The following is a 24,777-nucleotide window of genomic DNA, read 5'->3' as shown; positions in this document are numbered from 1 at the left end:
GAGTGGCATAAACAAGGCTTTTCGTTAATTATTCAATGGTTATAGTGAGCTTAAGGGTACCGCTATGTATGACAATCTGAAAAGTCTGGGCATTACTAATCCTGAAGAAATCGATCGTTACAGCCTGCGGCAAGAAGCCAACAACGATATCCTGAAAATCTATTTCCAGAAGGATAAAGGTGAGTTTTTTGCCAAGAGCGTGAAGTTCAAATATCCCCGTCAGCGTAAAACGGTTGTCGCCGATGGCGTCGGCCAGGGTTACAAAGAAGTGCAGGAGATCAGCCCCAACCTGCGTTATGTGATCGACGAACTGGATCAGATCTGCCAGCGCGATCGCAGCGAAGTCGATCTTAAACGCAAGATCCTCGATGATTTACGTCATCTGGAAAGCGTCGTGACCAACAAGATCAGCGAAATTGAAGCCGATCTGGAAAAGCTAACGCGTAAATAACCGCGAGTGAATGTGTTCGTATGCCGGGTAAGGCGAAGCCGCCCCCGGCATTTTGCCAGATAAGCGTAATACCATCAGGCAATGAATTAATGCTGCTCATCCAACTGTAACGCGACATACAGAAGCAGTCGGTCGTCAAAATTCCCTAAATCCAGCCCAGTCAGCTCTGAAATTCGGTTCAGGCGATATTCCAGCGTATTGCGGTGGATAAATAACGCTTTTGAGGTCGCCAGCGGCTGAACGTTATGCCGAAACCACGCCGCTAATGTGCGACGCAGTAAGCCGTTGTTATCCATTGCTTTCAGCCGTACCAGCGGACGCGCCAGCTCGTTAGCCTGCCAGCCACCGCGCAAACTGTCCAGCAGCACCGGCAGCATTAAATCCTGGTAGAAATAGCTACGGCTTTCCGGCATCCGTTGCTTACCGACCATCATGGTCGTGCGCGCCGTACGATACGAACGGGCAATACTGCCAGGCCCGGTAAAATAGTTGCCCAGCGACACGCGAAAACGCAGCTGTCCGTTCTCTTTCATGCGAGCAATGAGCTGCTCAACCCGCTTGCGATGATCCTCAGCGTCCCAGCGGCCAAACTGATTGAGAGCCGGTTTCAACACCACCATCTCGGTCAAAGAAACAATCGCAATCAGATTATTACGTTCGGGCGTAGTCAATGCGCTCTGCAATTGCTGTAGCTCCGCCATCGCACTATCAACACCAAGCTGACCGCTATCGACCTCCACCACAGCCACCACACGCGGCTGGTTTAAATCAATGCCTAATCGCTGCGCCCATTCCATCAGCGCTGGCGTATTCTCTTCTGCCTGGATCAGGTTCATCACCAGTTCTTCACGCAGGCGACTATCCTGCGCTAACAGATGCATCAGACGCGACTGCTCCAGCATCATTTCCGCGGTCATACACACCAGTTCGCCATACTTGCGCAGATGTTCCGGTTCGCCGGTAAGCCCGATAACGCCAACGATTTCGCCTTCAAGACGCAACGGCAGGTTTATCCCCTGCCGCACACCGTGTAAATGCCGGGCCACCGCATCGTCAATGTCCACCACCCGACCCTGCGAAAGCACCAGCAGCGCACCTTCGTGCAATTCACCAATACGTTCGCGATCGCCGCTGCCAATGATCCGCCCACGGGCATCCATTACGTTGATATTGGTATCAATAATGCGCATGGTTCGCGCCACGATATCCTGTGCCATTTTGGTATCAAGATGCCAGCCAGCCATAAACCCCTCCTGTGAGCAGAGCTCAAGCATAGGGAAGATAATAAGCGGCGACATTGTGCAAATGCACAAAGCAGAAGGGATAAATATGGAGTTGTGGGAGGTATCACAAAAAGAACCCCTTCCTGTGCAGGAAGGGGTTGAGGGAGATTACTGCATCAACAGATAGATGGAGCTGTCGCCACGCTGAATGTTCAGCGCCAGTACAGCCGGTTTGCTCTCGAGGATTTTGCGCAGTTCGGCGATGTTTTTCACCGGCTGTTGGTTCGCACCGATAATCACATCACCTTTCTTCAGGCCGATCTGTGCAGCCGGACTATTCGGTTTAACGTCGCTAACCACGACCCCTTTGTCCTGACCTTTGTTGCTCATATCGGCACCTTCAATGCCTTTGAAGATAGAGCTGGAATCAACCTGAGTCTGGCTGCTCTGCTGCAGTTCCAGATTCACGGTGACTGGCTTACCGTCGCGCAGCAGGCCAAGGCTAATTTTACTGCCTACCGGCATTGTCCCCACTTGCGCACGCAGAGCGGCAAAGCTGCTGATAGGTTTACCGTTCAGGGAGGTAATCACATCCCCGGCTTTAATACCTGCTTTCGCTGCCGAAGAGTTTGGCATCACCTGGCTGACAAATGCGCCGCGCTGAGCGTCAACTTTCATCGCTTTCGCCAGCTCAGAGCTCAGCTCGGTTCCCATAATACCCAGCTCACCACGTTTAACCTGGCCAAACTCAACCATCTGCGAAGTCAGGTTTTTCACCATGTTGCTTGGGATCGCAAAACCGATACCGATGTTACCGCCGTCCGGTGCGAGGATCGCGGTGTTAATGCCGATCAGCTCGCCGTTCAAATTGACCAGCGCACCACCGGAGTTACCCCGGTTAATCGCGGCATCTGTCTGAATAAAGTTTTCGTAGTTCTCCGCGTTCAGGCCGCTACGCCCCAGCGCAGAAACGATACCGGAAGTCACGGTCTCACCGAGGCCAAACGGGTTACCAATCGCCACGGTGTAATCCCCCACGCGTAACGCGTCGGAATCTGCCAGCTTAATTGCTGTCAGGTTTTTCGGATCCTGAATTTGGATCAGCGCGATATCAGAACGTGGATCTTTACCCACGATCTTCGCGTCAAATTTACGACCATCGCTCAACTGGACTTTAATCACCGTGGCATTATCCACCACGTGGTTGTTAGTCACGACATATCCTTTCGCGGCATCAATAATTACGCCGGAACCCAGCGCCATAAATTTCTGCTGCTGGCCGCCGCCATTGTCAGCGCCCGGCGCGCCGCCCTGGCAGAACGGAGAACTCTGGAACGGAGAACCGTCCTGACAGAACGGTGAATTATCACCAAAGAACTGCTGGAAATTACGCGGCATACGCGGCGTATTCACCGTCGTGCTCCCCTCGACGTTAATACTTACCACCGATGGCATCACTTTTTCGAGCATCGGGGCCAGGCTTGGCATCTGTTGGGCGGTCATTGCTGAAGACGACGTCTCAGCCGCAGTTGCAGACAGAGGGGACAACGCCAAGCCTAAACTCAGAGCCAGTGCACTCATTGCTAATGTGGTTTTTTTCATGTGTTTCGTTCTCGATTAACAGGTAACGCAAAATTGCTGTATACGTCAGAGTCGTTTTATAGCGCTAAGTTCCAGAATTGAGTTTAAGGAAAAAGTAAAATTTTATTGGTCGTCTTTACAAATGAGTATTTATTGTTCTACGGCCATCAAGCGACGATATTCATCCCAGGCATACAAATCTGTCATACCGCTGATATAATCCTGAATCAGCCGGCAGCGATAATAATATTCCAGTACCGAAAACTCAGCGCAACCTGTTGATATTTTACTAACCGCCTCTACATAAGCAAGACGATGGCGAGTAGACAACTTCTGAAATAATCGTGATTCGATAGGGAAACGTTTAACTCTTTCATTGTCGACCAGTTCAGTAAAATCTGACTGGGACATTTTTAATAAAGGCTGATAGATCTCCAGCAACCCGCTGATGACTCGGTAGCCCTGCAATTCCAGTTGCTCAACGTCTGGATGGCTAAACACATGTTTTACCGCCACGTTTTTATAGACACCCAGCAACTGACTGAAGCTACTCGCATCTTCTAACAGCGCGTGATTAAAGCTACCCGCAAAAATCTGCGGTAAATTATCAATAAACCGCTGGGCCGCATACGGCACCAGTTTATTCAGCGTATTGACGCGTAAATACATAAAGAACTGATCTTCGGTGCTGCGGCTTAATGTATTTGAACGTGATTTTTCCCAGGCGTTCTCAACAACCTGACTAAACAGGGAACCCTTTTCATGGTGTCCCCACGCCTCATACAAATGGTGATAAAGTTGCTCGACGCTGAAGATTCTTTTCTCAACGGCATCCTCAAGATCGGCTACGCAATAAGAGATATCGTCGGCAGCTTCCATAATCCAGGTTAATGGAAAACGACTGTAAGGCGCTAATGATAATTCTTTACGCAACCGCTCAATATACGGTTCCTCGGAAAGATAATAGCCCGGTTTCTTCATTAAATAGTTATGTGTTTCAGGTGTACTGCCGCGCCACCATGCCGGACGGGTATATTTTAAAATACCGCCAACCTGCGCCCAGGTAAGATTCATTCGCATCAAAGTATGCACCAGACGAATACCCTGCGCATTGCCTTCAAAATGACAGAGATCCTGACGCACCTTGCGGCGAATATCATTCAGCGACTCTTCGCCTTCGCGTAAACGTAGCGCCGCAACCAGGCAGCGGTCGTCGCTAAGGGGCTGACTTTCCGCGTCGGCGGGATACAGTCGCTGGCGGAACCAGTCATTGATCGCCGCTTCACCAAAATGGCCAAACGGTGGATTCCCGATGTCATGCATCAGGCACGACATTTCGACAATACTCTCAAACGGCCCCGTCAGTTCATCCAGGCCATACTGCTCCAGCAGCTTGAGTTCTTTCAGCCGACTGAGGATCTCTTTCGCGATATAGCGCCCAACCTGCTGAACTTCCATCGAGTGCGTCAGGCGCGTGCGCACCGCGGCATTACGCTCCAGCGGAAAGACCTGGGTTTTTTGCTGCAGCCGGCGAATAGCAGGAGAGTTGATAATACGTCCACGATCGCTTTCAAAAATACGCAGGATCTCATGCTCCGTCTTCATGCCCTGCGGCGAACGGTAACGACGATGCCAGTTTATTTTTTTTCGGAAATCGATCTGTACCATATCCTCTCCCGCCTGAGAAATGCGCTACCCCTTAAGCGCATGATAGACTATGCCCTCAAATCTGGCTTATCGCGAGTAAATCTATGAAAATCGGCATCATTGGTGCAATGGAAGAAGAAGTTACGCTGCTGCGTGACAAAATCGAAAACCGTCAGACCATCGCTCTCGGCGGTTGTGAAATTTATACCGGCCAACTGAACGGTACTGAGGTTGCGCTACTGAAATCGGGTATCGGTAAAGTGGCTGCGGCGCTGGGCGCAACGCTACTGCTCGAACGCTGCAAACCAGATGCCATCATTAATACCGGTTCCGCGGGCGGCCTGGCCTCTACGCTGAAAGTTGGTGATATTGTGGTTTCTGACGAAGCGCGTTATCACGACGCTGACGTCACCGCCTTTGGCTATGAATTTGGTCAGCTCCCGGGTTGCCCGGCAGGTTTTAAAGCCGATCCCGCACTTATCGCTGCGGCGGAATCCTGCATCGCAGAACTCAACCTGAACGCCGTTCGTGGTCTTATCGTCAGCGGTGACGCCTTCATTAACGGTTCTGTTGGTCTGGCAAAAATTCAGCATAACTTCCCGCAGGCCATTGCAGTAGAAATGGAAGCCACTGCAATTGCGCACGTTTGCCACAACTTTAACGTGCCGTTTGTCGTGGTTCGCGCCATCTCTGACGTCGCCGATCAGCAGTCCCACCTTAGCTTTGACGAGTTCCTGGTGGTTGCCGCCAAACAGTCAAGCCTGATGGTTGAAACGCTGGTGCAGAAACTGGCGCATGGCTAAATCATTCTCCAGGGCGCTGGTCGCCCTGCTTTTCACTCTCCCGGCGTTCCTTTACGCCGCGCCGCGTGTTGTGACGCTTTCTCCTGCCAATACCGAACTTGCCTTTGCCGCTGGCATTACGCCCGTAGGCGTCAGCAGCTACTCGAACTATCCGCCCGAAGCGAAAAATATCGAAGAGGTATCAACCTGGCAAGGCATGAATCTTGAACGCATTGTGGCGCTCAAACCGGATTTAGTCGTCGCCTGGCGCGGGGGCAATGCTGAACGCCAGGTGAATCAATTGACCGCCCTGGGAATTAAGGTCATCTGGGTGGATGCCGTTACCATTGAGCAAGTCGCTGATGCGCTCCGCCAGCTGGCAGCGTGGAGCCCTAATCCTGAGCAGGCCAAACAGGCGGCGCAAACCCTGCTTGATGATTATGCTTTACTAAAATCTCAGTATGGCAACAAACCCAAAAAACGGGTGTTTCTCCAGTTTGGCGCAAATCCTCTGTTTACCAGTGGAAAAGGCTCCATTCAGCACGAGGTTCTTGAGGTATGCGGCGGAGAAAACATCTTTGCCGGCAGCCGGGTTCCCTGGCCACAGGTTAGTCGCGAGCAGGTCCTGGCACGCGCCCCTCAGGCAATTGTTGCAACCGGAGGTCCGGGCGAAACTCTGAAAATTGAGCAATACTGGGGAAACCAGCTAAAAATTCCCGTTATTACGCTGAATAGTGACTGGTTCGAACGCGCGAGCCCGCGTATTATCCTCGCCGCAAAACAACTCTGTAATGCGCTTTCACAAGTGAAATAGAGCCTGCCTGTCGGGCTATCAGTGGGGATTCGACAATGCTCGTCTATTGGCTTGATATTGTAGGCACTGCGGTATTTGCTATCTCTGGCGTATTACTGGCCGGAAAATTACGTATGGACCCGTTTGGTGTCCTGGTGCTTGGCGTGGTTACCGCCGTTGGCGGCGGTACAATCCGCGATATGGCGCTGGATAATGGGCCAGTTTTTTGGGTTAAGGATCCGACCGATCTGGTCGTGGCGATGATCACCAGCATGCTGACGATCGTACTGGTACGCCAGCCCAGACGAATACCTAAGTGGATCCTTCCGGTACTCGATGCCGTTGGCCTGGCGGTGTTTGTAGGTATTGGTGTAAATAAAGCGTTTCTCGCCGGAACCGGGCCGTTAGTGGCGATTTGTATGGGAGTGATTACCGGCGTCGGCGGCGGGATCATTCGCGACGTGTTAGCACGTGAAGTTCCGATGATTTTGCGCACCGAAATCTACGCCACCGCGTGTATTATCGGCGGGATCGTGCATGCGACGGCGTTTTATACTTTTAATGTTTCGCTGGAAAACGCCAGTATGATGGGAATGGTTGTCACCCTGCTAATTCGGCTCGCCGCTATTCGCTGGCATTTGAAATTACCCACGTTTGCGCTGGATGATAACAGCAGATAGCAAAAAGCCGTGTCATTAACACGGCTTTTTCATTCTCGCATACTTAAATGCTGAAAGAAGAACCACACCCGCAGGTGCTTTTCGCATTCGGGTTAGTCACAACGAAGCGGGAACCTTCCAGGCCTTCGGTATAGTCAACCGCGCCGCCCACCAGATATTGCAGGCTCATTGGGTCAACGACCAGACCAACACCTTGTTTCTCAATGGTCATATCACCATCGTTTACCTGATCGTCAAAGGTGAAACCGTACTGGAAACCGCTGCAACCACCGCCAGTGATATACACGCGTAATTTCAGATTCGGGTTATCTTCGTCAGCGATCAGGCTTTTTACTTTATTGGCTGCTGCTTCAGTAAATTGCAGTGGCAGCGCTACGTCATCACTCATATTTTGCTCCAAACGACATCGGCAATTGGGTAAATTTCAACCCAATATTTTGGGCCATTATCTAATACCCTGGTATTTCGTTCAAGTATTCTCGCCCGTGGCGGCACTCTGGCTTTTTGCCGCCTGCTCCGCTTCCTGTTTCGCCAGCGTACGGGCAAGGATTGTCGAGTATAGCGGCTTCCCGCCCATAAATTGGGCTAATAGTGTTGCGCCAAGACAGGTAATAATCATTGGCAAAATGAGCTGATAGTTATCGGTCATTTCCAGTACCAGTATAATGCCCGTTAACGGCGCGCGCACCGAGGCCGCCAACAATGCCCCCATACCGGCAATGGCAAAGGTTCCGGCCTCCAGATGATAATGGGGAAACGAGGCCGCTGCCGCCATACCGAACGCGGTGCCAAGTAACGTGCCTAATGCCAACATCGGGGCAAATATCCCGCCTGGCGCGCCGGACGAGAAGCACAGCAACGTGGTAATGACGCGGGCAATAAAGATAAACAGCAGTAAACCAACGCTGAAATTCCCTGCCGCAGCGATAGGTATCAGGTTAAACCCGCCACCAGCCGCTTCAGGCGTAATTAAGCCAAGGATCCCGCACAGACCGCCGATCGCACCGCCCATCAGCACCCATTTTTTGAGATCGCCGCCGTGGAAACGCTGGAACATATCCTGAGTCCGCAACACCATGGTGTTGAACAACGGTCCGACACAGCCAAAAATAATCCCCAGGACCAGATACAACCACAGCGTGTTCACTGGCGCATTGGAGAGTTTACCAACCTCAATGAGCGGGGCCTCGCCGTTGAAAACACGAAACACAATGCTCGACATGATGACGCCGGTAAACACGGCTTTGATCGACACAAGGCTATAGCGAAACTGCGGGCGCATCTCTTCAATAATGAACAGGATCCCCGCCAGCGGAGCGTTAAACGCCGCCGAAAGCCCCGCAGCCGCGCCGGTCGCCAGCAGAGTATGCCGCGCCTCAGCGCTGCGCATGCGGAAAATATCCAGCACCATGCGCCCAATATTACCGCCAATCTGTACGGTCGGTCCTTCACGTCCGAGCACCATACCGGCACCCAGCGTACCCATACCGCCGAAAAATTTCACCGGCAGTACGCGCCACCAGCGCACAGGCCGCAGCTCTTCCAGCGCGCCTTCAATCTCTGGTATCCCTGAGCCGCCCGCTTCCGGGGCAAATTTACGCACCAGAAAGTAGCCGACCATCGCCAGCAATGCAGAGAGAATAAACGCCAGAGGCCACACCAGAACGGCATGGTCGGCAACCTGAACCAGCGCGCCAATGCGTTGATTCTGTACCCAAGTCACCGCTTTCTCAAATGCCACGCCAACCAACCCTGTTACGGTACCAACTACCGCTGCCATCAACAGGATCGCCAACGGCGTTTTGTCTCGTTCCAGGAGTCGACGGATTTGATCCCTACGGCGTAAACGCACAATTTGCTGTGCTTCAAAAGAGGGAGTGTCTGTCTTCATCAGATGATCATTAATTGGTAATACAAATACGAAATCGGCATTCTACTCGCACATTTCACGAAAATCCCCTGCAAATCGCATTGTTTCAAATGCGTAAAACTTTCATAACCTTCGCTGAATAACTAGAATAGCCCGCATTCACTTTTTCTACGAACCAGGACCCCATCCATGAGTAAGTCTGAAAACCTCTACAACGCAGCACGCGAACTTATCCCCGGCGGTGTTAACTCCCCCGTTCGTGCCTTTACCGGCGTGGGTGGCACTCCGTTGTTTATTGAAAAAGCCGACGGCGCGTATCTGTACGATGTCGATGGTAAAGCCTATATCGATTACGTCGGATCCTGGGGACCGATGGTACTGGGTCATAACCATCCGGCAATCCGTAATGCGGTGATTGAAGCCGCAGAGCGCGGTTTAAGCTTCGGCGCACCAACCGAGATGGAAGTGAAAATGGCGGAGCTGGTCACTGAACTCGTGCCGACCATGGACATGGTGCGTATGGTGAACTCCGGTACGGAAGCGACAATGAGCGCCATCCGCCTGGCGCGCGGTTTCACCGGCCGCGATAAGATCATCAAATTTGAAGGCTGCTACCACGGTCATGCCGATTGCCTGCTGGTCAAAGCCGGTTCCGGCGCGTTAACGCTGGGTCAGCCGAATTCTCCAGGCGTTCCGGCTGATTTCGCGAAACACACCCTGACCTGCACTTATAACGATCTCGTTTCAGTACGTGCAGCATTTGAACAATATCCGCAGGAGATCGCCTGCATCATCGTTGAGCCAGTCGCAGGCAACATGAACTGTATCCCGCCGCTGCCGGAATTCCTGCCGGGCCTGCGTGCACTGTGCGATGAGTTCGGTGCGCTGTTGATTATCGATGAAGTGATGACCGGTTTCCGCGTAGCGCTGGCCGGTGCGCAGGATTATTACGGTGTCGTGCCGGATCTCACCTGCCTGGGTAAAATCATCGGTGGCGGCATGCCCGTTGGCGCATTCGGCGGCCGTCGCGATGTGATGGACGCACTGGCACCGACCGGACCAGTTTACCAGGCGGGTACGCTTTCCGGTAACCCGATTGCGATGGCGGCAGGTTTTGCCTGTCTGACCGAAGTAGCCCAACCGGGTATTCATGAAACGCTGAACGAACTGACGACACGTCTGGCGGAAGGTCTACTGGAAGCCGCCGAGGAAGCAAACATTCCGCTGGTGGTTAACCATGTGGGTGGGATGTTCGGGATTTTCTTCACCGATGCCGAAACCGTGACCTGCTATCAGGACGTAATGGCGTGCGATGTTGAACGCTTCAAGCGTTTCTTCCATATGATGTTGGATGAAGGTGTTTATCTGGCGCCGTCCGCCTTCGAAGCGGGCTTTATGTCCGTGGCGCACAGCGAAGACGATATCAATAACACCATCGACGCCGCGCGTCGGGTATTTGCAAAGTTGTGATCCATTCGCCTCGCCTGTAAAGGCGAGGCGTTTACATTACCGGCTCTGCTTTCTCAGCAGATAGATAAAGTACGGCGCGCCAATAAACGTCGACAGTAACCCCGCCGGGATCTGATACGGAAACAGCACCATTCGCCCACACCAGTCAGCAAAGACCAGCAACACGCCGCCCGCCAGCGCCGAAATCAGCATATGCGGCATCGCCCGGCGAAAGCCCATCATACGAGCAATATGCGGCGCCATTAACCCGACAAAACTCAACGGTCCAATCGTCATGGTTGCGGTTGCCGTCAGCCCCGCAGCCAACAGCAGTAACCCTACGCGCGACGGCGTGATCGCCATCCCCACCGCCCGCGCCGTATCGCCGCCCAGCGGTAATATCGTCAGCCAACGACGACACAGTGGCGTCATCGCCAGCAGGATAACCATTACAATCCCGGTGCGCAGCACCTGTTCGCCACTCGCGTTATAGGTTGAGCCGGAGATCCAGGTTAGCACCCCCGCCATCCGCGGATCGCCGCTGGCCTGCAGCATCATCAGCAGCATTGTAAACGCCGTGCTGAGCGCCATCCCTGCCAGCAACATGCGGTGCGGCGAAAAGCCCCCGCGCCCGGCGGCAATCATAATGATAAGCAAGGTGGCTGCCGCCCCGAGGCTCCCGGCCGGCATCAGCCAGCCAAAGGCATTTCCGGGGACCAGAAATAACATTAATACCACGCCAAATGCCGCCCCGGAGCTAATACCTAATACTTCCGGGCTGGCCATTGGGTTTCCGGTCAGACGCTGAATAATACAGCCAGCTACCGCCAGCATCACCCCGGCAATCAGCGCTGCCAGAACACGTGGCCAGCGCCAGGGCATGAGTTCATCCAGCATCGCGCCGCTGGCCCATGTCCAGCCGTGCGCATCACGGCCAAACGCGAGCGCCACAATAACGGTCAGCAGCAATATCGCCCCACCCGCCAGCGCAAACATCAGTATATTCTGACGCTCAGCGGCGATACGGTTGCCGGCATTCATATCCGGCGCGCTCATACTCCTCAGGCGCGGCAACAGCCACAGCAACAATGGCGCGCCAATCAGCGCCGTCACCGAACCAGTGGAAACTTCCATCCATACGCGGGTCAGCCACAGAATAATTTGGTCAGAGAGCCAGAGGATTAATGCCCCAATCAGCGGAGCCAACATCAGACGCGACAGCAAACGCCGCGCGCCAAGCATTTTCGCCAGCAGCGGCGCAAACAGGCCAATAAAACCGATAATCCCGACGGCGTTAACCAGCAATGCGCTGAGAACAATCGCCAGCGACAAGGCCGCCAGGCGCGCCAGCGATAACGCCAGACCGAGGTTACGCGCTACGCCGTCATCCAGTCCCATCAGCGTCATTGGGCGCAGTAACAGCAGCGTCAGCATCACGCCGCCCAGCAACTGCGGCCACAGGCGTTGTACGCCGCTCCAGTCGGTTTGGGTTAACGTACCGCTGCTCCATAAAAACATGCTTTGCAGTTGATCGTGATGGAAGATAACCATCAACTGGTTAATCGCCCCGCAGTACAGGCTGACCACCAGCCCGGCAAGGATTAACGTCACCGGGGAAAGACGCTTGCCCCAGGCGACGCCAAACACCAGCGCCCCAACGACACATGCACCCACCAGCGCCGCAAATTGCGTGGTCAGGGCACCAGGAATCGACCATAGCGTGGTGACGGTAATGCCCAATTGCGCACCGGTCGCGACGCCCAGCGTGGTTGGCTCTGCCAGCGGGTTACGCAGCACCTGCTGAAACAAGACGCCAACCAGCCCCAGTCCGGCGCCGACCAGCAGCGAAATCGCCAGCCTCGGCAGCAGACTGTAGTGGAAAACCATCTGCTCAATGAGATTGATGTTTGGTGACCAGATAGCCTGCTGCCACTGGCTGCGCGGCAACGCAACGGAAAAATTCATCCAGGTCAACCAGCAGGCAGCCACAAACAGAATCGCCAGCAGAAGGGGCGGGAAAAGCGCAATTCGTTTACTCACGCTTTGCCTCCCAGCGCATTATCCAGAATGCGGGCAAAATGCATCGCCGAGAGTGTGGCGCCATAGAACCAGACGGCAGGTACACGCTGAAAACGTCCGCTGCGGACAAACGGCATTGCCTGCCACAACGGCGTAGACATCAGCACAGCCATCTCTTGATCGTTGCCGTGGTCAAAGCACAAAACATCGGCATCCTGAAAGGCTGCCAGACGGTCAATACTCACGGCAGTACTGCCCCAAAAGTTTGTCTCGCCCTGCCAGGCGTTGGGGATCGCATATTCGTCCAGCACGTCCTGGAACAGACTGTTCGGACCAAACACCAGCATATGTCGCGAATCAAGCAAGGATGTCAGCAGCACGGGACGCGCACCACGTTGAATAAAGCGCGGTTTCAGGCTGGCGATAAAACGATCGTACTCGGTCAGATGGCGTTCAGCAGAGGCTTGCAGATTGAACAATTGCGCCATTTCCTGCAGCGATCGTCGCGCAACGGCCAGCGGCTTTTTACCGTCACTGAAGTTAAATCCCCGGCCAGGCGCAATTCGCGCCAGCTTTTCGGGAGAAGGACCATAGCCTGCCGACCACAGCAGAAATGAGGGTTTCATTTCGGTCAGCAGTTCGAGATTGGGTTCCGTGCGTAGCCCAACGTCAATCACCGAGTCTGGCAACGGGGGCTCACTGACCCACAGCTTGTAGTTAGGGATATCCGCGATGCCATACGGCGTAATACCCAGCGCCAGCAGTAGTTCTACCGGTAGCCATTCCAGCGCCACAATGCGTTGCGTATCAACCACTGCAGCGTGTGCCGTATTCATCCGCCACAGCAGCGGCGACAGCGCCATCGCCGCAAGCAGCCGCCGACGGGTAATATGATGTAATTCAATCATTAATAGACAAAACTCACGGGTGCGGCACCAGCCGGATGTGGCAAAATGCCCATCGGGATACCATAAATCTGTTCCAGAGTTTCACTGCGCATCAGCTCAGCAGGCGACCCTTGGGCAATCATTTCGCCACCGCGCAGCGCCACCAGATAATCGCAGTAGCGAGCCGCCATGTTGATATCATGCAGTACGGCAATCACCGTCAGCCCGCGCTGCTGACTTAAGCGATGCACCAGCGCAAGCACATCAACCTGATGGGCAATATCCAGCGCGGAAGTCGGTTCATCAAGCAGCAGGCAGCGGGTGTCCTGCGCCACCAGCATCGCAATCCACGCCCGCTGGCGTTCCCCGCCGGACAGGCTGTCGACCAGACGATGTGCCAGCGGTTTTAAGCCGACCAGCGAAATAGCTTCTTCTACTTTCTCTCTGTCAGCCACACCAAAACGTCCCAGTGCCCCGTGCCACGGATAACGCCCAATCGCCACCAGTTCCCGCACCGTCATTCCTTCCGCTTGCGGCAGCTGTTGCGGCAGATAGGCGACCTTACGGGCAAACGCTTTACTGCTCCAGTTCTCCAGCGGCTGTTCGTCGAGCAGAATTTCACCTTCCGACGGCGGCTGATGGCGCCCCAGCATTTTCAATAACGTCGATTTTCCGGAACCGTTGTGGCCGATAAGGCCAGTTACTTTCCCCACAGGAAAAGTTAAAGAGAGAGGATGCAAAAGCGTGCGGCCAGGCACACGAAAGGAGACATTATGCAACGCAAAGGTGGTGTCGGGATGGGATCTGTTTTCCTGCATAGCAGCCAACTTGTAAAACGGGCACGCAAAGCGTGCCCAAAAGAAATTAGAAACGGAAGGTTGCGGTTGCAACGACCTGGCGTTCTGCGCCCCAGAAGCAGCCATAGGTATTGAAACAGCTGGCGACGTATTCGCGGTCAAACAGGTTGTTCACATGCAACGCCACGTTGGAGCCCGCCATGCCGACACGAGCCAGATCATAACGAACTAACGCATCCACCAGCGTGTAGCTCCCTACTTTAAAGGAGTTTGCCGGATCGCCATAGCTGGAGCCAGTATAACGAACGCCCGTACCCAACGTCAGCCCGGAAAGCACACCGTCATAAAGGGTATAATCGCCCCACAGCGATGCCATGTGTTTTGGCACCTGCGCAGGCGTATTGCCTTTGTAGTTGGTGTCGGTGGTGTATTCCGCATCGGTATAGGTATAAGAGCCGACAACGTTAACACTGGCAGACAGCGCCGCTTTCGCTTCAATTTCCACTCCGCGAGAACGAATTTCACCGCCTTCCACTGACCAGAACGATCCGTTCGGATCGGCCATCAGATTGTTGGTTTTGGTCAACTGATAGACAGCACCGGTGATCACGATTGGACGATCGTTCGGCACGTACTTCACGCCAGCTTCGTACTGCTTACCTTTGGACGGCGCAAAGATATTACCGCTTGCCCCCGTCTGGGAAGCTGGTTCAAACGACTCGCTGTAGCTGAAATACGGGGTTACGCCGTTGTCGAACAGATAGTTAACCCCACCGCGCCAGGTGAATTGCTTATCATCGCGGGAATCCGTTACGCCAGAAACACGGTTCAGAGAGTCCTGTTTAGCCCAGTCGTAACGGCCGCCCAGAGTAACCAACACCTTATCCCATTGCGCCTGATCCTGGACATACAAGCCGGTCTGCTTCTGTTTGTTCAGCACTTTGTAAGGACCTGAAGGGCCTGGGTGTGAGCCAAAATCGAAGTCGCTACGGTCGAGGTTATAGATATCGGACGGCGCAACAGAACCCGCATAGCCAAACCAGGAGTTGATATCATTACGCATACGCATAAAGTCAACGCCGGTCAGCAGCGTGTGATCCACATCAGCAGTCGCGAACTTGCTTTGCAACTGGGTATCGACGGAGAAGTTCTGCAATTTCTCATTGTCGATAACATACTGACGAGTCAGCGTGTGATTCCAGTCGGCCTGAGGAACGCTGGCGCAAGGACTGTTAGCCGGATCCTTGGTATAGAGTGGATCGGAGCACATACCGTAGCCATACACGCTGTTCTGCGAGACTTTATTTTGCGCGTAACGCAGGTTCTGACGCACGGTAAAGGTGTCGTTAAATTCGTGGTCGAAGCTGTAGCCCACCATCTTCTCGTTACGAGAATAGGTATTGTTGTTCGCACCTTCGTTGAAATCGGTAGGCAGACGCTTGCCGTTCGGCAGCTCAGTCACCGTCCCTTCTTTCGGCAACCAACCGTAATAACCGGTTTCCGGCTCGTTCTGGAAGTAGGAAAGGAAGGTGAAGTTTGTCTTATCGTCCGGACGCCATGAGAAAGATGGCGCGATGGCATAGCGTTGTTCTTCTGCGCCCTGTTGCTGGGCATTCGCGGAACGCGCCAGGCCAGTTAAGCGGTAAGAGTATACGCCGTCATCATCCAGCGCATCGCTGAAATCAAAACCGGTCTGGAACAGGCTGTCAGTGCCCATCTTGAACTGAATTTCTTTCAACGGCTCTGTGGTCGGGCGTTTGCTGACCATGTTCAACAAACCGCCTGGGTTACTTTTTCCGTAGAGAACGGAAACCGGACCGCGCATCACTTCGGCACGCTCCAACATATACGGGTCGATCACGGCATCATTGTAGAAATTGCCCTGCATTTTCAGGCCATTCAGATAGTTATTCTGACTTTGGCCATCAGCAGCGAAGCCACGGATGATCAGGTAATCATACGTATTCGATGCGCCACGAGTACCCACTGCCACACCAGGTGTGTAGCTGAGCGCCTCTTTAACTGATTTCGGCTGATGCAACGCCATCTCTTCGGCGGTGACCACTGAAATAGACTGAGGAACTTTTTGAATCGGTGTGTCGGTTTTGGTCGCCGTCGCTGACTGACGAGCAGCAATCGTCGCCGCGGGGCCCCATGCGCTTTCTTGTACGGCAGGTGCTGCGGTGACAGTGATGGTTTCTTCTTTCGGTTGAACCGCCGCCTGTGCATAGACAGACATGCCGCTAACCGCTGTGGCTACCACGACTGCGATTTTACGCAGCGATGAGTTTGGCTTAGCAGTTTTAAAACGCGCCATTGGTGTTTCTCTGATGAAAGTGAATGATAACGTAAACGAGAATTATTATTATAACGATGGGAATAATAGGCCAAAATTTGATGCGATAGCAAGCAATACAGCCCCCTACCAAAACTAAGGGCTCAAGAAATAACCAGATGAAAATAAAGGGTTAATAAAATAAGATGGAATGTTGAATCAAAGAAAACCCCCGGTTTCAGGGCAAGCAGAGGCTGGCTTTAGCGATAATACACTTCAAAGGTTGCCACTGCGCTGACCTGCCCTCCCTTCACAGTTCCGGTTTTGGCATAACGCGCTTTCAGCGGAATCGTGACAGACTGATCCTGCGTAGTCTGCGCAACCGCCGTGTAGTTTTGATCAAACCGAAGAACATTATCGTGGCTATCCAGAATTTGAATACCCACCCCGCTGGCGGCATTGTCACCATTAGCAATATTCAAAATAGTGCCGTCCGTCACACCGGTTGAGCCTGCAGAAGTAAACTGATAGTCAACTTGAATCCCGGCATCACAATTATTTAACTGGATTTTAAAACGATCGTCCGAAACGACTTTTGAGACATTATTCGTAAACTCCCCAGCGGTAATATCATTTAATGGCACCGTAATATTTTTTTCTGTTAGCTCGCAGGTTTGTGATTGTACAAAAACGCTTATATCGGAAAAACGCAGTTTCCCCATCACCAGATTGTCATATTTCCAGTCTGCATAAAACTGTGGGGTATGCACAACGCCACCGCCAGAATAAACGGTACCGGTTACCACAAACTGAATAATGGCATGAAGCTTTATGGGATAGTAACCATCTGATTTACGTACTTTTGAACTGCCCATATGCCAGAGGCTAATTAATGCCCCCTCATTTAATGTTGCGTTAGTATTATTCGCCCAGGCAGCGCGAAAACCAATCCCCGGAATATTCGTTGCATAAACACCTTTAAGCGGATTGTCCGGTCTGGCATCATCTGGCATTAAACCATTATTGTATCCTTGATAAATATCGCCGTCGGCATCACATGTCACCGCAATCGAAGCGCTTGTGGCTTCTGCCGTGTAAATAATAGTTCCTGGCGGTGCATCACTATTCACAATCAATTGAGGAATGGTAAAATTCACCTCCGCTGGATTTCCTCCACCACCAGAAAAATAACACGAGGCCAATACTGCCGGTGACAACCAAAAGGATATAAATGCTATTAAAATTAGTATACTGCATCTTATTTTTTGTGAGTTCATTCGCTAGCCTTCCGTTATTGGCAATTCACTGTAGCCGTAAGAATTCCTGCGCCTACGTTCTCCGGCACGCTCACGCGTCCCGAACATTTGGTCTGTGCGGTATTTCCCCATTGCGCCTCAAAACGTTGCGTTCCTTTGAGCCCTGTGACATACGCTTCACCATCGTCGCCGACGATTGATGTCGTCCCGTCCATACTCACCACTGCGCCAAACGGCACCACGCCCTGGCCATGCCGCAGCGTCAGCAAGGCCCGTTTCCCCGAACGAGCACTAAAGTGAGCCGCCACCACCGCGCCTTTCGTGGGAACCACATCCACAGCAGCATCCTGAATATCCAGATCGTCACGCCCCACGGTATTCACAGTGACAGTATTACGCCGATAGTTAGTTAAATTCGGCACGATCGCATTACCCCAGCGATCGGTGTATATCCCCTGCGCATTCTGTATTTTAACGTGGTCACCATCGGCGATATGCACCAGGGCGAAGGCATCCTGAATTGACTGCCCGAGCGTAATCCCCTGCGAATGCGCCACCACAGATCCTTGCGCGCTATAGCCCCACTGCTTGCTATTTTTTTGATAGCTGTAATTGGCGCTGAATTCACCCGCCGAAGCCCGATAGCGTGACGAGAGATACGCCCCATAGCCCACGTTGTTATCCGTGTAGGTTTGCTGGAGGTTGTAATTTAAATTGTTGTTTTCCAGCAATGTACCGTTAACGCCAACCTGATGTGACGTGTTGCCTGTTTTCGAACTCGTCAGGTTATACGTAGCCCAGGCATTCGGCAGCCAACGCGAAAGCGGAACGTTAATCGATACTGAAAACTGCTGGTCGTTATCCGTTGACGGCGTTTTGGTGAGGCTGTAATTCAGCGACCAGTTCACACCCTGCCAACTGCTGCTGTAGCCCATGCTGACGCTGCGCTCATGGCCTTGCATTCCCCAGTAGTCCTGCTGATAAGCGTTGGCATACACCGATCCCCAGCTCTGTAACGACTGCGACACGTTCAGTTGCAGGCGGCTGCGACGGTTGTAGCTGTCGCGGTAGCTGTAGATGCTGTCGTCGTCATAGCGACTATTTCGCTTGTCGAGCGCCTCCTGAAAGGTATAAAACCCGGACGTGGAGTAACGATAGCTGGCTAACGTGACCGTGGTATCGGTCAGCGGAAAATCTTTGGCGTACTGCACGCGCCACGACTGGCCGCTGGTATCAGAGCGACTGTCGTCAAAAGCCGTTTTGGCCATGGTTAAATCCATCGACAGCGAGCCCAAATGATGTAAATCCGCCCCGATACCGACCAGCCCGGCATGGTACATTGACGCGCCCTGCACACCGCCGTAAGCGGTAATGCCATACGGCAAGCCGTAAATCAGCGTTGCCTGACCAAATTCTGGTTTCTCATGGCTATCCGTATCGCGATATTTCCCCATCGCCAGGCTGTATTTCAACGCGCCATCACGCTGCATGATCGGCACCGAGGAGCTCGCCTGAATAAAGCTCCTTTCCGTGCCATCGGCTTCCGTCACAGTGACTTCCAGATCCGCCCCTGCCGTCACCTGCGCTAAATCACGGATTTCAAATGGGCCCGGTGAAACGTTTGTCTGGTAAACGGTGTAACCATTTTGCTTAACGGTCACTTTGGCATCGCTGTTGGCGATGCCACGAACGACCGGCGCAAATCCCTGCAACCCGCTGGGCAGCATGCTGGTATCCGTTTCCAGCTTCATACCCGTCATTTGCACACTGTCGAACAGTTCACCATTGGTAGCGGTTTGCCCAAACTGAAGCTGGCTGCGTAAACGCTTGATATCACGGGACAGCGTCGTACTAATGGATTGCCAGCCATCATCATTTCCCCAGTTACTGGCGTTACGCAAACGCCAGGGGCCGATATTCATTCCAGAATTGAAGCTCGCCCAGTTGGATACATTGCTGTCGCCGTTCAATTGTTGATGCGTCCCCGAGACATAGTAGCTCGTCCACAGCGCCGGAATGCCGTCATCCCAGGAAGCGGGGTTGCTTTCCCCCGACATTTGCCGGTCACGGTATATCTGAGGGATGCGTAATTGCAGTACCTGGGTCTCCGGGTTGAAGTCATCGTGTGCATCGACGATATATTCGCTGATATCGCCCAGCAGCGTATTATCATCAATATTCTTTAATGTCGGTATGGCATCCACTTTCACACCGAGCTCGCGCCATTCTGCTTTGGTCAGTTGTGGAACCAGTTTTTTATTATCTTTTGAAAGGAGGTAATTTATATTTCGCTTATCAATTCGGTCCTGATCCCAGACAATCGATGTTAAATAACGCCCGGGTGATAACCCGTTATGCTGTAAATAAGATTCAAGCGCCCCCGTATTTTCCAATGGTGTTCCCGTTTCCAGAACATCGAGATTAAAATAATCCTCGGCATAGACTGCACCACTCATCGTAAATAAAGCCAATGTCAGCGAATTGAGGGCCAGTATCCGAACAGTATGATCAGAAGCCATAAATACCACCCGTGATAAATCAATAGTTGATTTACAGCGACTGTTTGTGCTGCCCGGTTTCTGAACCGAAATCATTAATTGCAGTCCAGACCACATCCCCTTTCACCGATGATGATAAAGGGAAACGCTGCTCGCCAAACGGCGCGACCATCATCGCTAATGCAGAAGGTGTTTTCCCATCTGCAGCGGGTTTAATTTCTTTTCCAGCAACGGTGAGTTGGCCAAAAGTGACGTAAAATGGCGTAGGATTCTTCACGATAAGCTGGTTTTGGCTGCGACTAAACTGCAGTGACTGCCAGGCGGTTTTAGCCTCGCTCTCTTTCAACGATACCGGGCGGTAGAACAACTTTAATTTGGTTTTAATGGCAAATTGCAGTGTATTATTATCACGCAATGCTTCAGGAATCGCGGAAACGGATTTAACATTTGCCATATACAATGATTCACGATCCTGAGGGACAGAAGATTGACTGCCGGTATAAACGACATGCAACAATGTCTGATGATTTTCATCGAGTTTATAAATTGGCGGAGTAATAATAAAGGGGGCTTTGCTGTCATCAATATTACTTACCCAGCTATGAACAAGATAGCGCTTATCATTATCCTTATTTTTCAGCGCAACCTGAACTTCCGCCTGATTAGCAGGATAAATAACGCGAGTTCCCCCCAATACAACACCAGCATGGGCAAGATGAATCCCGATAGTGAAAATAGCGGTTAATGCGATAATAAATCGTTTCATATTTCCATTCCATTGAAATACTGGCCCAGCCTGGGCCAGGTTAGACAGGTACTAACGGTAAAGCAGGGTGTAAGTAGCTTGTGCCGAGTAATCACCGGCGGTCGGCGCAGTGCTACCAACCTGAATCACTTCAGCCTTATAGTTAAATATTACGTTCCCAACGTTGGCCTTATTTAGCGCGACATCCGGTTCTGAACCATCAAATTTCACATAATTACTGCTCCCTTCAGGCAGCATACGAACCCCGACATTCTTTGCCTCTCCTCCAGGCTGCAATACTTCCTCGTTGTATCCGGGGATGCTTGCCCCATCAAACTTGATATTGAGGTTTTGAACCGCCTCATCACAACCCGTGATGGTGATGGCAAAAGATTGCGAATCGCCAACTTTCTTATCTGCGCCAAACGCAGTTTTTGACAACTGATTAAAGGTAACCGTCCCCTCTCCTCCAGCGCCATTGACATCGACTACGCAAGAGTCAGGGACAATCTTCCCGGTAAAAGTAATGCTTCCCGTATCAACAGCTAACGCTGGGGCCACAATCCCTGCCAACATACCGCCCATGAACAAGTCGGTGAGAATTTTTTTGCACATAACGCATTCCTTACATATGCTCATAAAAATCAACATTAAAATAAATGGATTGCATCAAAGGAAATACAGAGTCTGGCTGCAAATGATGATGAGCAATATATTTCCATGAATATTATACAAACATCAGATCTATCAACATCAAAATATTCCCTTTGATGATTTATCATACGAGGATAAACGAATAAAAGCGAATAGCCTTCCCACACACAGTGAAATAACATAACAATCAACACATTGATTAAATTAAGAATATCCCCATAAATTATTTATACTTAATTCAACATTAAGAAGATAAAAATACATACACCAAAAGAATACTTTAGATGGATTTAATTATTTTCATTATGGAATTCACTGTAAAATGCAACCAGAAAACGAAAACAAAAAAATTTAACGTTTAATTGTCACAGAAATAAATACAAAAAAATTATTGTTTATGATTGGCACATAATAATCGAATCGATTTTCAATGCTATTTGCTTTAAAAACTGGAGGTTAGTCAGGAAGCGGCGTAAAAACAGGGATGTCAAACAGGGGGAAATCCCCACATCAGCACGCATTGGCATCATGCTGATATGGGGGAAAGTACAACGGTAGCGAGATTAATTCCCGCCAAACATATCCTTAATCCAGCCCGCTACGCCATCGCTGTCTTTCTTCTCTTGCTGCGGTGGCTGCTGTTGCTGCTGTTGCTGCTGCGGTTGAGAAGATTGATCGAACGGATTTCCGGTCGGCTGCTGCATCATTTCACCCTGCTGACACAGTGAATCAGGATCGGTAGTCCAGACCGGCAGCGTGCGCATACCGCCGCTACACACGAAGTTACCATCGTAGTCCACGCCCATATCCACCACATCTTCCGGCGGCGTCAGCACCAGCGGCGTTGGCGTTTGGTTAGCCAGATAACGCTGATAAATCGACATTGCACCGCTGGCACCGTACAGCTTGGTTGGCTGGTTGTTATCACGTCCCACCCAGGTGATGGTCACCTGGCTGCCGTCGATCCCGGCAAACCAGGTATCCACGTTGTTGTTAGTGGTCCCGGTTTTCCCTGCCAGATGCAAGCCTGGATATTTCGCGCCAAGCTGACGACCCGTACCACGCTGAACCACCTGCTGCATGGTCCACAGCGTCATATACGCCGCCTGTGCTGGCACGGCGCGCTCGGCCTGCGGGAAGCTCTGATACAGCACGGTGCCATCTTCAGCAATTACCGAACGCAACGCCGAGAGCGGCGCGCGGTTGCCGCCGCTGGCGATAGTCTGGAACGCCTGCGCCACTTCGATCGGCGTCAGGTTCAACGCCCCGAGCAGCATGGCCGGAACCGGGTGGAGCTGATCCTTCGGCACACCCAGTTTAATCCAGGTATCAGTCACAGCAGGCAAGCCCAGCGCCATCCCCAGATTTACCGTCGGTACGTTCATGGAGCGGGTTAACGCATCCACCAGCATCACTTTTCCGCTTTCGCTATAGCGACGATCATCGTTCTGTGGCGACCAGACCTGTCCGTTCGGCTGACGCAGCGCAATCGGCGCATCAGCAATCCAGGTATTCAGGCGATACAGTTTCGGCTGACTGAGCGCGGTCAGATAAGTCGCTGGCTTTGCCAGAGAACCAATCGAACGACGCGCCTGCATCGCACGGTTATAGCCCGCAAACTGCGGTTCTGCTCCACCAACCATGGCACGCACTTCGCCACTGAAGCGGTCAACCACTACAATCGCGGTTTCCAGATCGCTCAGCTTACGCTGTTTCTTCAGCACCGGAATGCCTTCCACCGCCGCTTTTTCCGCAGCGTCCTGCGCCACGGAATCAAAGGTGGTGAAAATCTTCACGCCGGAGAGATCTTTAACTTTATCGCCCAGCTTCGCCTGGAGCTCCTGACGCACCATCTGCATAAAGGCTGGCTGCGGCGAGATCACTCCACCACGCGGCTGTACGCCTAACGGACGCGCGCTCAGCATGTCATACAGATCCTGGTCGATAATCTGCTGCTGTTGCAGCAAACGTAGCACCAGGTTACGACGCTCCAGCGCCAGCTTCGGGTTACGCCATGGGTTATAGATTGACGCCCCTTTAACCATCCCCACCAGCAACGCCTGCTGGTCGAGGCTCAGTTCTTCCACCGGACGACCGAAATAATAGAGGCTCGCCAGCGGGAAGCCGCGAATTTCATTATCGCCGCTTTGACCGAGATAGACTTCGTTCATGTACAGCTCAAGAATGCGATCTTTGCTGTAACGCGCATCCATCAGCAGCGCCATGTAAGCTTCGTTGGCCTTACGCCAGTAAGAACGTTCGCTGGACAGGAACAGGTTCTTCACGAGCTGCTGAGTCAGCGTACTCGCCCCCTGCACCGTGCGACCGGCCGTCAGGTTGGCCAGCACCGCACGACCAATCGAGTAGAGGCTGACGCCATCATGCTCATAGAAGTGACGGTCTTCGGTTGCCAGTAGCGTATCGACCAGCAGATCCGGGAATCCACTGCGCGGGACAAACAAGCGCTGCTCGCCATTAGGTGAAGAGAGCATGGTAATCAGGCGTGGATCGAGACGGAAGAAACCGAACTGGCGGTTGTTATCCATATTCTCGATGGTGTCCAGATGATCACCGTCAAAGGTCAGACGCGCGCGCACCTGCCCTTCTTTACTGTCCGGGAAGTCAAACGGACGACGAATCATCTCAATGCTTTTCGCCTGCACGGTGAATTCGCCTGGACGCGTCATCTTCGTTACCTGACGGTACTGCGTGGCTTCCAGCAACTTCACCATTTCGTTCTTGCCGATCGGCATTTCTGGCTCAAGGTTAACCATGCGACCATATACTGCAGCAGGAAGCTGCCAGACTTTACCGTCTATACGGCTACGGATTTTTTGGTCCAGATACACGCCGTAAATGGCGATCAGCACCAAAAAAACAATCGACAGTTTTACCAGCAGCCAGAACCAGCCGCGTTTACCACGAGGCTTACGCCCTTTGCCTTTACCCTTACGCGGCATCGGTTCTTCATCCTCATAGTCATCATCATCATAATCGTCGTCATACTCTTCATCTCTGAGTTGACGACGGCTCACCTTTTGTTTCACCGGACGCGAGGGTTTCCCTTTACGTCCAATTGGCTCGCGGTCATTCCCCGCCATGCTTTTTCTCCGCAACATTCAGGCGCAAAGGCCGATTCTCAGTTCTTCCGCCCTGCGACAGAAGAAGAA

The 24,777-nt window shown here is 52.4% G+C and carries 20 protein-coding genes; 5 read left to right on the top strand and 15 right to left on the bottom strand.

Annotated elements, in window-relative coordinates; genetic code table 11:
• Positions 1 to 64 precede the first annotated feature (64 nt).
• Positions 65 to 451 (top strand): DUF3461 family protein, encoded by a 387-nt coding sequence (locus On2M_RS04920; RefSeq protein ID WP_003018562.1) that lies wholly within the window; start codon positions 65 to 67, stop codon positions 449 to 451.
• An 86-nt stretch (positions 452 to 537) separates the two neighbouring features.
• On the opposite strand, the gene cdaR is transcribed toward On2M_RS04920, so the two are convergent.
• The 3 genes from cdaR to dgt all read right to left on the bottom strand — a co-directional run bounded on the left by cdaR (position 538) and on the right by dgt (position 4,923).
• Positions 538 to 1,695, bottom strand: a complete 1,158-nt coding sequence (gene cdaR, locus On2M_RS04915) for a DNA-binding transcriptional regulator CdaR (protein ID WP_151216789.1) — start codon at positions 1,693 to 1,695, stop codon at positions 538 to 540.
• A 147-nt stretch (positions 1,696 to 1,842) separates the two neighbouring features.
• Positions 1,843 to 3,276: a serine endoprotease DegP gene (gene degP / locus On2M_RS04910; RefSeq protein WP_187253755.1), complete on the bottom strand. Its 1,434-nt coding sequence runs from the start codon at positions 3,274 to 3,276 to the stop codon at positions 1,843 to 1,845.
• A gap of 129 nt (positions 3,277 to 3,405) precedes the next feature.
• Positions 3,406 to 4,923 (bottom strand): dGTPase, encoded by a 1,518-nt coding sequence (dgt, locus tag On2M_RS04905; protein WP_151216788.1) that lies wholly within the window; start codon positions 4,921 to 4,923, stop codon positions 3,406 to 3,408.
• 83 nt (positions 4,924 to 5,006) lie between these two features.
• Between dgt and mtnN the strand changes: the two genes are divergently transcribed.
• The 3 genes from mtnN to On2M_RS04890 are packed head-to-tail and all read left to right on the top strand — an operon-like array spanning position 5,007 to position 7,157.
• A complete protein-coding gene (gene mtnN, locus On2M_RS04900; protein ID WP_123268747.1) occupies positions 5,007 to 5,705 on the top strand; it encodes a 5'-methylthioadenosine/S-adenosylhomocysteine nucleosidase in 699 nt (232 codons plus the stop codon).
• On the top strand, positions 5,698 to 6,498 hold the full coding sequence (gene btuF / locus On2M_RS04895; protein WP_210904460.1) for a vitamin B12 ABC transporter substrate-binding protein BtuF: 801 nt from the start codon (positions 5,698 to 5,700) through the stop codon (positions 6,496 to 6,498). The genes mtnN and btuF overlap by 8 nt, the downstream gene beginning before the upstream one ends.
• A 35-nt stretch (positions 6,499 to 6,533) precedes the next feature.
• Entirely contained in the window at positions 6,534 to 7,157 is a 624-nt protein-coding gene (locus On2M_RS04890; protein ID WP_151216786.1) for a TRIC cation channel family protein, read from the top strand.
• Positions 7,158 to 7,200: 43 nt separating this feature from the next.
• Here On2M_RS04890 and erpA read toward each other — a convergent pair whose 3' ends face one another.
• The 3 genes from erpA to clcA are packed head-to-tail and all read right to left on the bottom strand — an operon-like array spanning position 7,201 to position 9,048.
• Positions 7,201 to 7,545, bottom strand: a complete 345-nt coding sequence (gene erpA, locus On2M_RS04885) for an iron-sulfur cluster insertion protein ErpA (protein WP_003018581.1) — start codon at positions 7,543 to 7,545, stop codon at positions 7,201 to 7,203.
• Positions 7,538 to 7,603 carry a small protein YadW gene (yadW, locus tag On2M_RS04880; RefSeq protein WP_122973801.1) on the bottom strand — a complete coding sequence of 22 codons (66 nt, stop codon included), beginning with the start codon at positions 7,601 to 7,603 and terminating at the stop codon, positions 7,538 to 7,540. The genes erpA and yadW overlap by 8 nt, the downstream gene beginning before the upstream one ends.
• A gap of 23 nt (positions 7,604 to 7,626) precedes the next feature.
• Positions 7,627 to 9,048 (bottom strand): H(+)/Cl(-) exchange transporter ClcA, encoded by a 1,422-nt coding sequence (clcA, locus tag On2M_RS04875; protein ID WP_151224580.1) that lies wholly within the window; start codon positions 9,046 to 9,048, stop codon positions 7,627 to 7,629.
• Positions 9,049 to 9,216: 168 nt separating this feature from the next.
• On the opposite strand from clcA, the gene hemL reads away from it, so the two are divergent.
• A complete protein-coding gene (hemL, locus tag On2M_RS04870; RefSeq protein ID WP_151216785.1) occupies positions 9,217 to 10,497 on the top strand; it encodes a glutamate-1-semialdehyde 2,1-aminomutase in 1,281 nt (426 codons plus the stop codon).
• Positions 10,498 to 10,533: 36 nt separating this feature from the next.
• Here the strand turns inward: hemL and fhuB are convergent, their stop codons facing one another.
• The 9 genes from fhuB to mrcB all read right to left on the bottom strand — a co-directional run bounded on the left by fhuB (position 10,534) and on the right by mrcB (position 24,708).
• On the bottom strand, positions 10,534 to 12,516 hold the full coding sequence (fhuB, locus tag On2M_RS04865; RefSeq protein WP_210904459.1) for a Fe(3+)-hydroxamate ABC transporter permease FhuB: 1,983 nt from the start codon (positions 12,514 to 12,516) through the stop codon (positions 10,534 to 10,536).
• Positions 12,513 to 13,403, bottom strand: coding sequence for a Fe(3+)-hydroxamate ABC transporter substrate-binding protein FhuD (gene fhuD / locus On2M_RS04860; protein ID WP_151216783.1), 891 nt, complete (start codon positions 13,401 to 13,403; stop codon positions 12,513 to 12,515). The genes fhuB and fhuD overlap by 4 nt, the downstream gene beginning before the upstream one ends.
• A complete protein-coding gene (fhuC, locus tag On2M_RS04855) occupies positions 13,403 to 14,200 on the bottom strand; it encodes a Fe3+-hydroxamate ABC transporter ATP-binding protein FhuC (protein ID WP_187253752.1) in 798 nt (265 codons plus the stop codon). The genes fhuD and fhuC overlap by 1 nt, the downstream gene beginning before the upstream one ends.
• A 46-nt stretch (positions 14,201 to 14,246) precedes the next feature.
• Positions 14,247 to 16,496 carry a ferrichrome porin FhuA gene (fhuA, locus tag On2M_RS04850; RefSeq protein WP_151216781.1) on the bottom strand — a complete coding sequence of 750 codons (2,250 nt, stop codon included), beginning with the start codon at positions 16,494 to 16,496 and terminating at the stop codon, positions 14,247 to 14,249.
• Between the two features lie 218 nt (positions 16,497 to 16,714).
• The gene (locus On2M_RS04845) at positions 16,715 to 17,731 is read right to left on the bottom strand and encodes a fimbrial protein (RefSeq protein ID WP_210904458.1); all 1,017 of its coding nucleotides are present in this window, start codon (positions 17,729 to 17,731) and stop codon (positions 16,715 to 16,717) included.
• 14 nt (positions 17,732 to 17,745) lie between these two features.
• Positions 17,746 to 20,229 carry a fimbria/pilus outer membrane usher protein gene (locus tag On2M_RS04840; RefSeq protein ID WP_210904457.1) on the bottom strand — a complete coding sequence of 828 codons (2,484 nt, stop codon included), beginning with the start codon at positions 20,227 to 20,229 and terminating at the stop codon, positions 17,746 to 17,748.
• Positions 20,230 to 20,260: 31 nt separating this feature from the next.
• Positions 20,261 to 20,974, bottom strand: a complete 714-nt coding sequence (locus On2M_RS04835) for a molecular chaperone (protein ID WP_210904456.1) — start codon at positions 20,972 to 20,974, stop codon at positions 20,261 to 20,263.
• A gap of 51 nt (positions 20,975 to 21,025) precedes the next feature.
• Positions 21,026 to 21,568, bottom strand: coding sequence for a fimbrial protein (locus On2M_RS04830; RefSeq protein WP_151216777.1), 543 nt, complete (start codon positions 21,566 to 21,568; stop codon positions 21,026 to 21,028).
• A 602-nt stretch (positions 21,569 to 22,170) separates the two neighbouring features.
• On the bottom strand, positions 22,171 to 24,708 hold the full coding sequence (mrcB, locus tag On2M_RS04825; protein WP_210904455.1) for a bifunctional glycosyl transferase/transpeptidase: 2,538 nt from the start codon (positions 24,706 to 24,708) through the stop codon (positions 22,171 to 22,173).
• Positions 24,709 to 24,777: the final 69 nt, after the last annotated feature.

This window comes from Citrobacter sp. On2M (genome assembly GCF_018035235.1).
In the GTDB taxonomy this organism is placed as follows: domain Bacteria; phylum Pseudomonadota; class Gammaproteobacteria; order Enterobacterales; family Enterobacteriaceae; genus Citrobacter; species Citrobacter meridianamericanus.
This window is presented reverse-complemented; position numbering and strand designations above follow the sequence as displayed.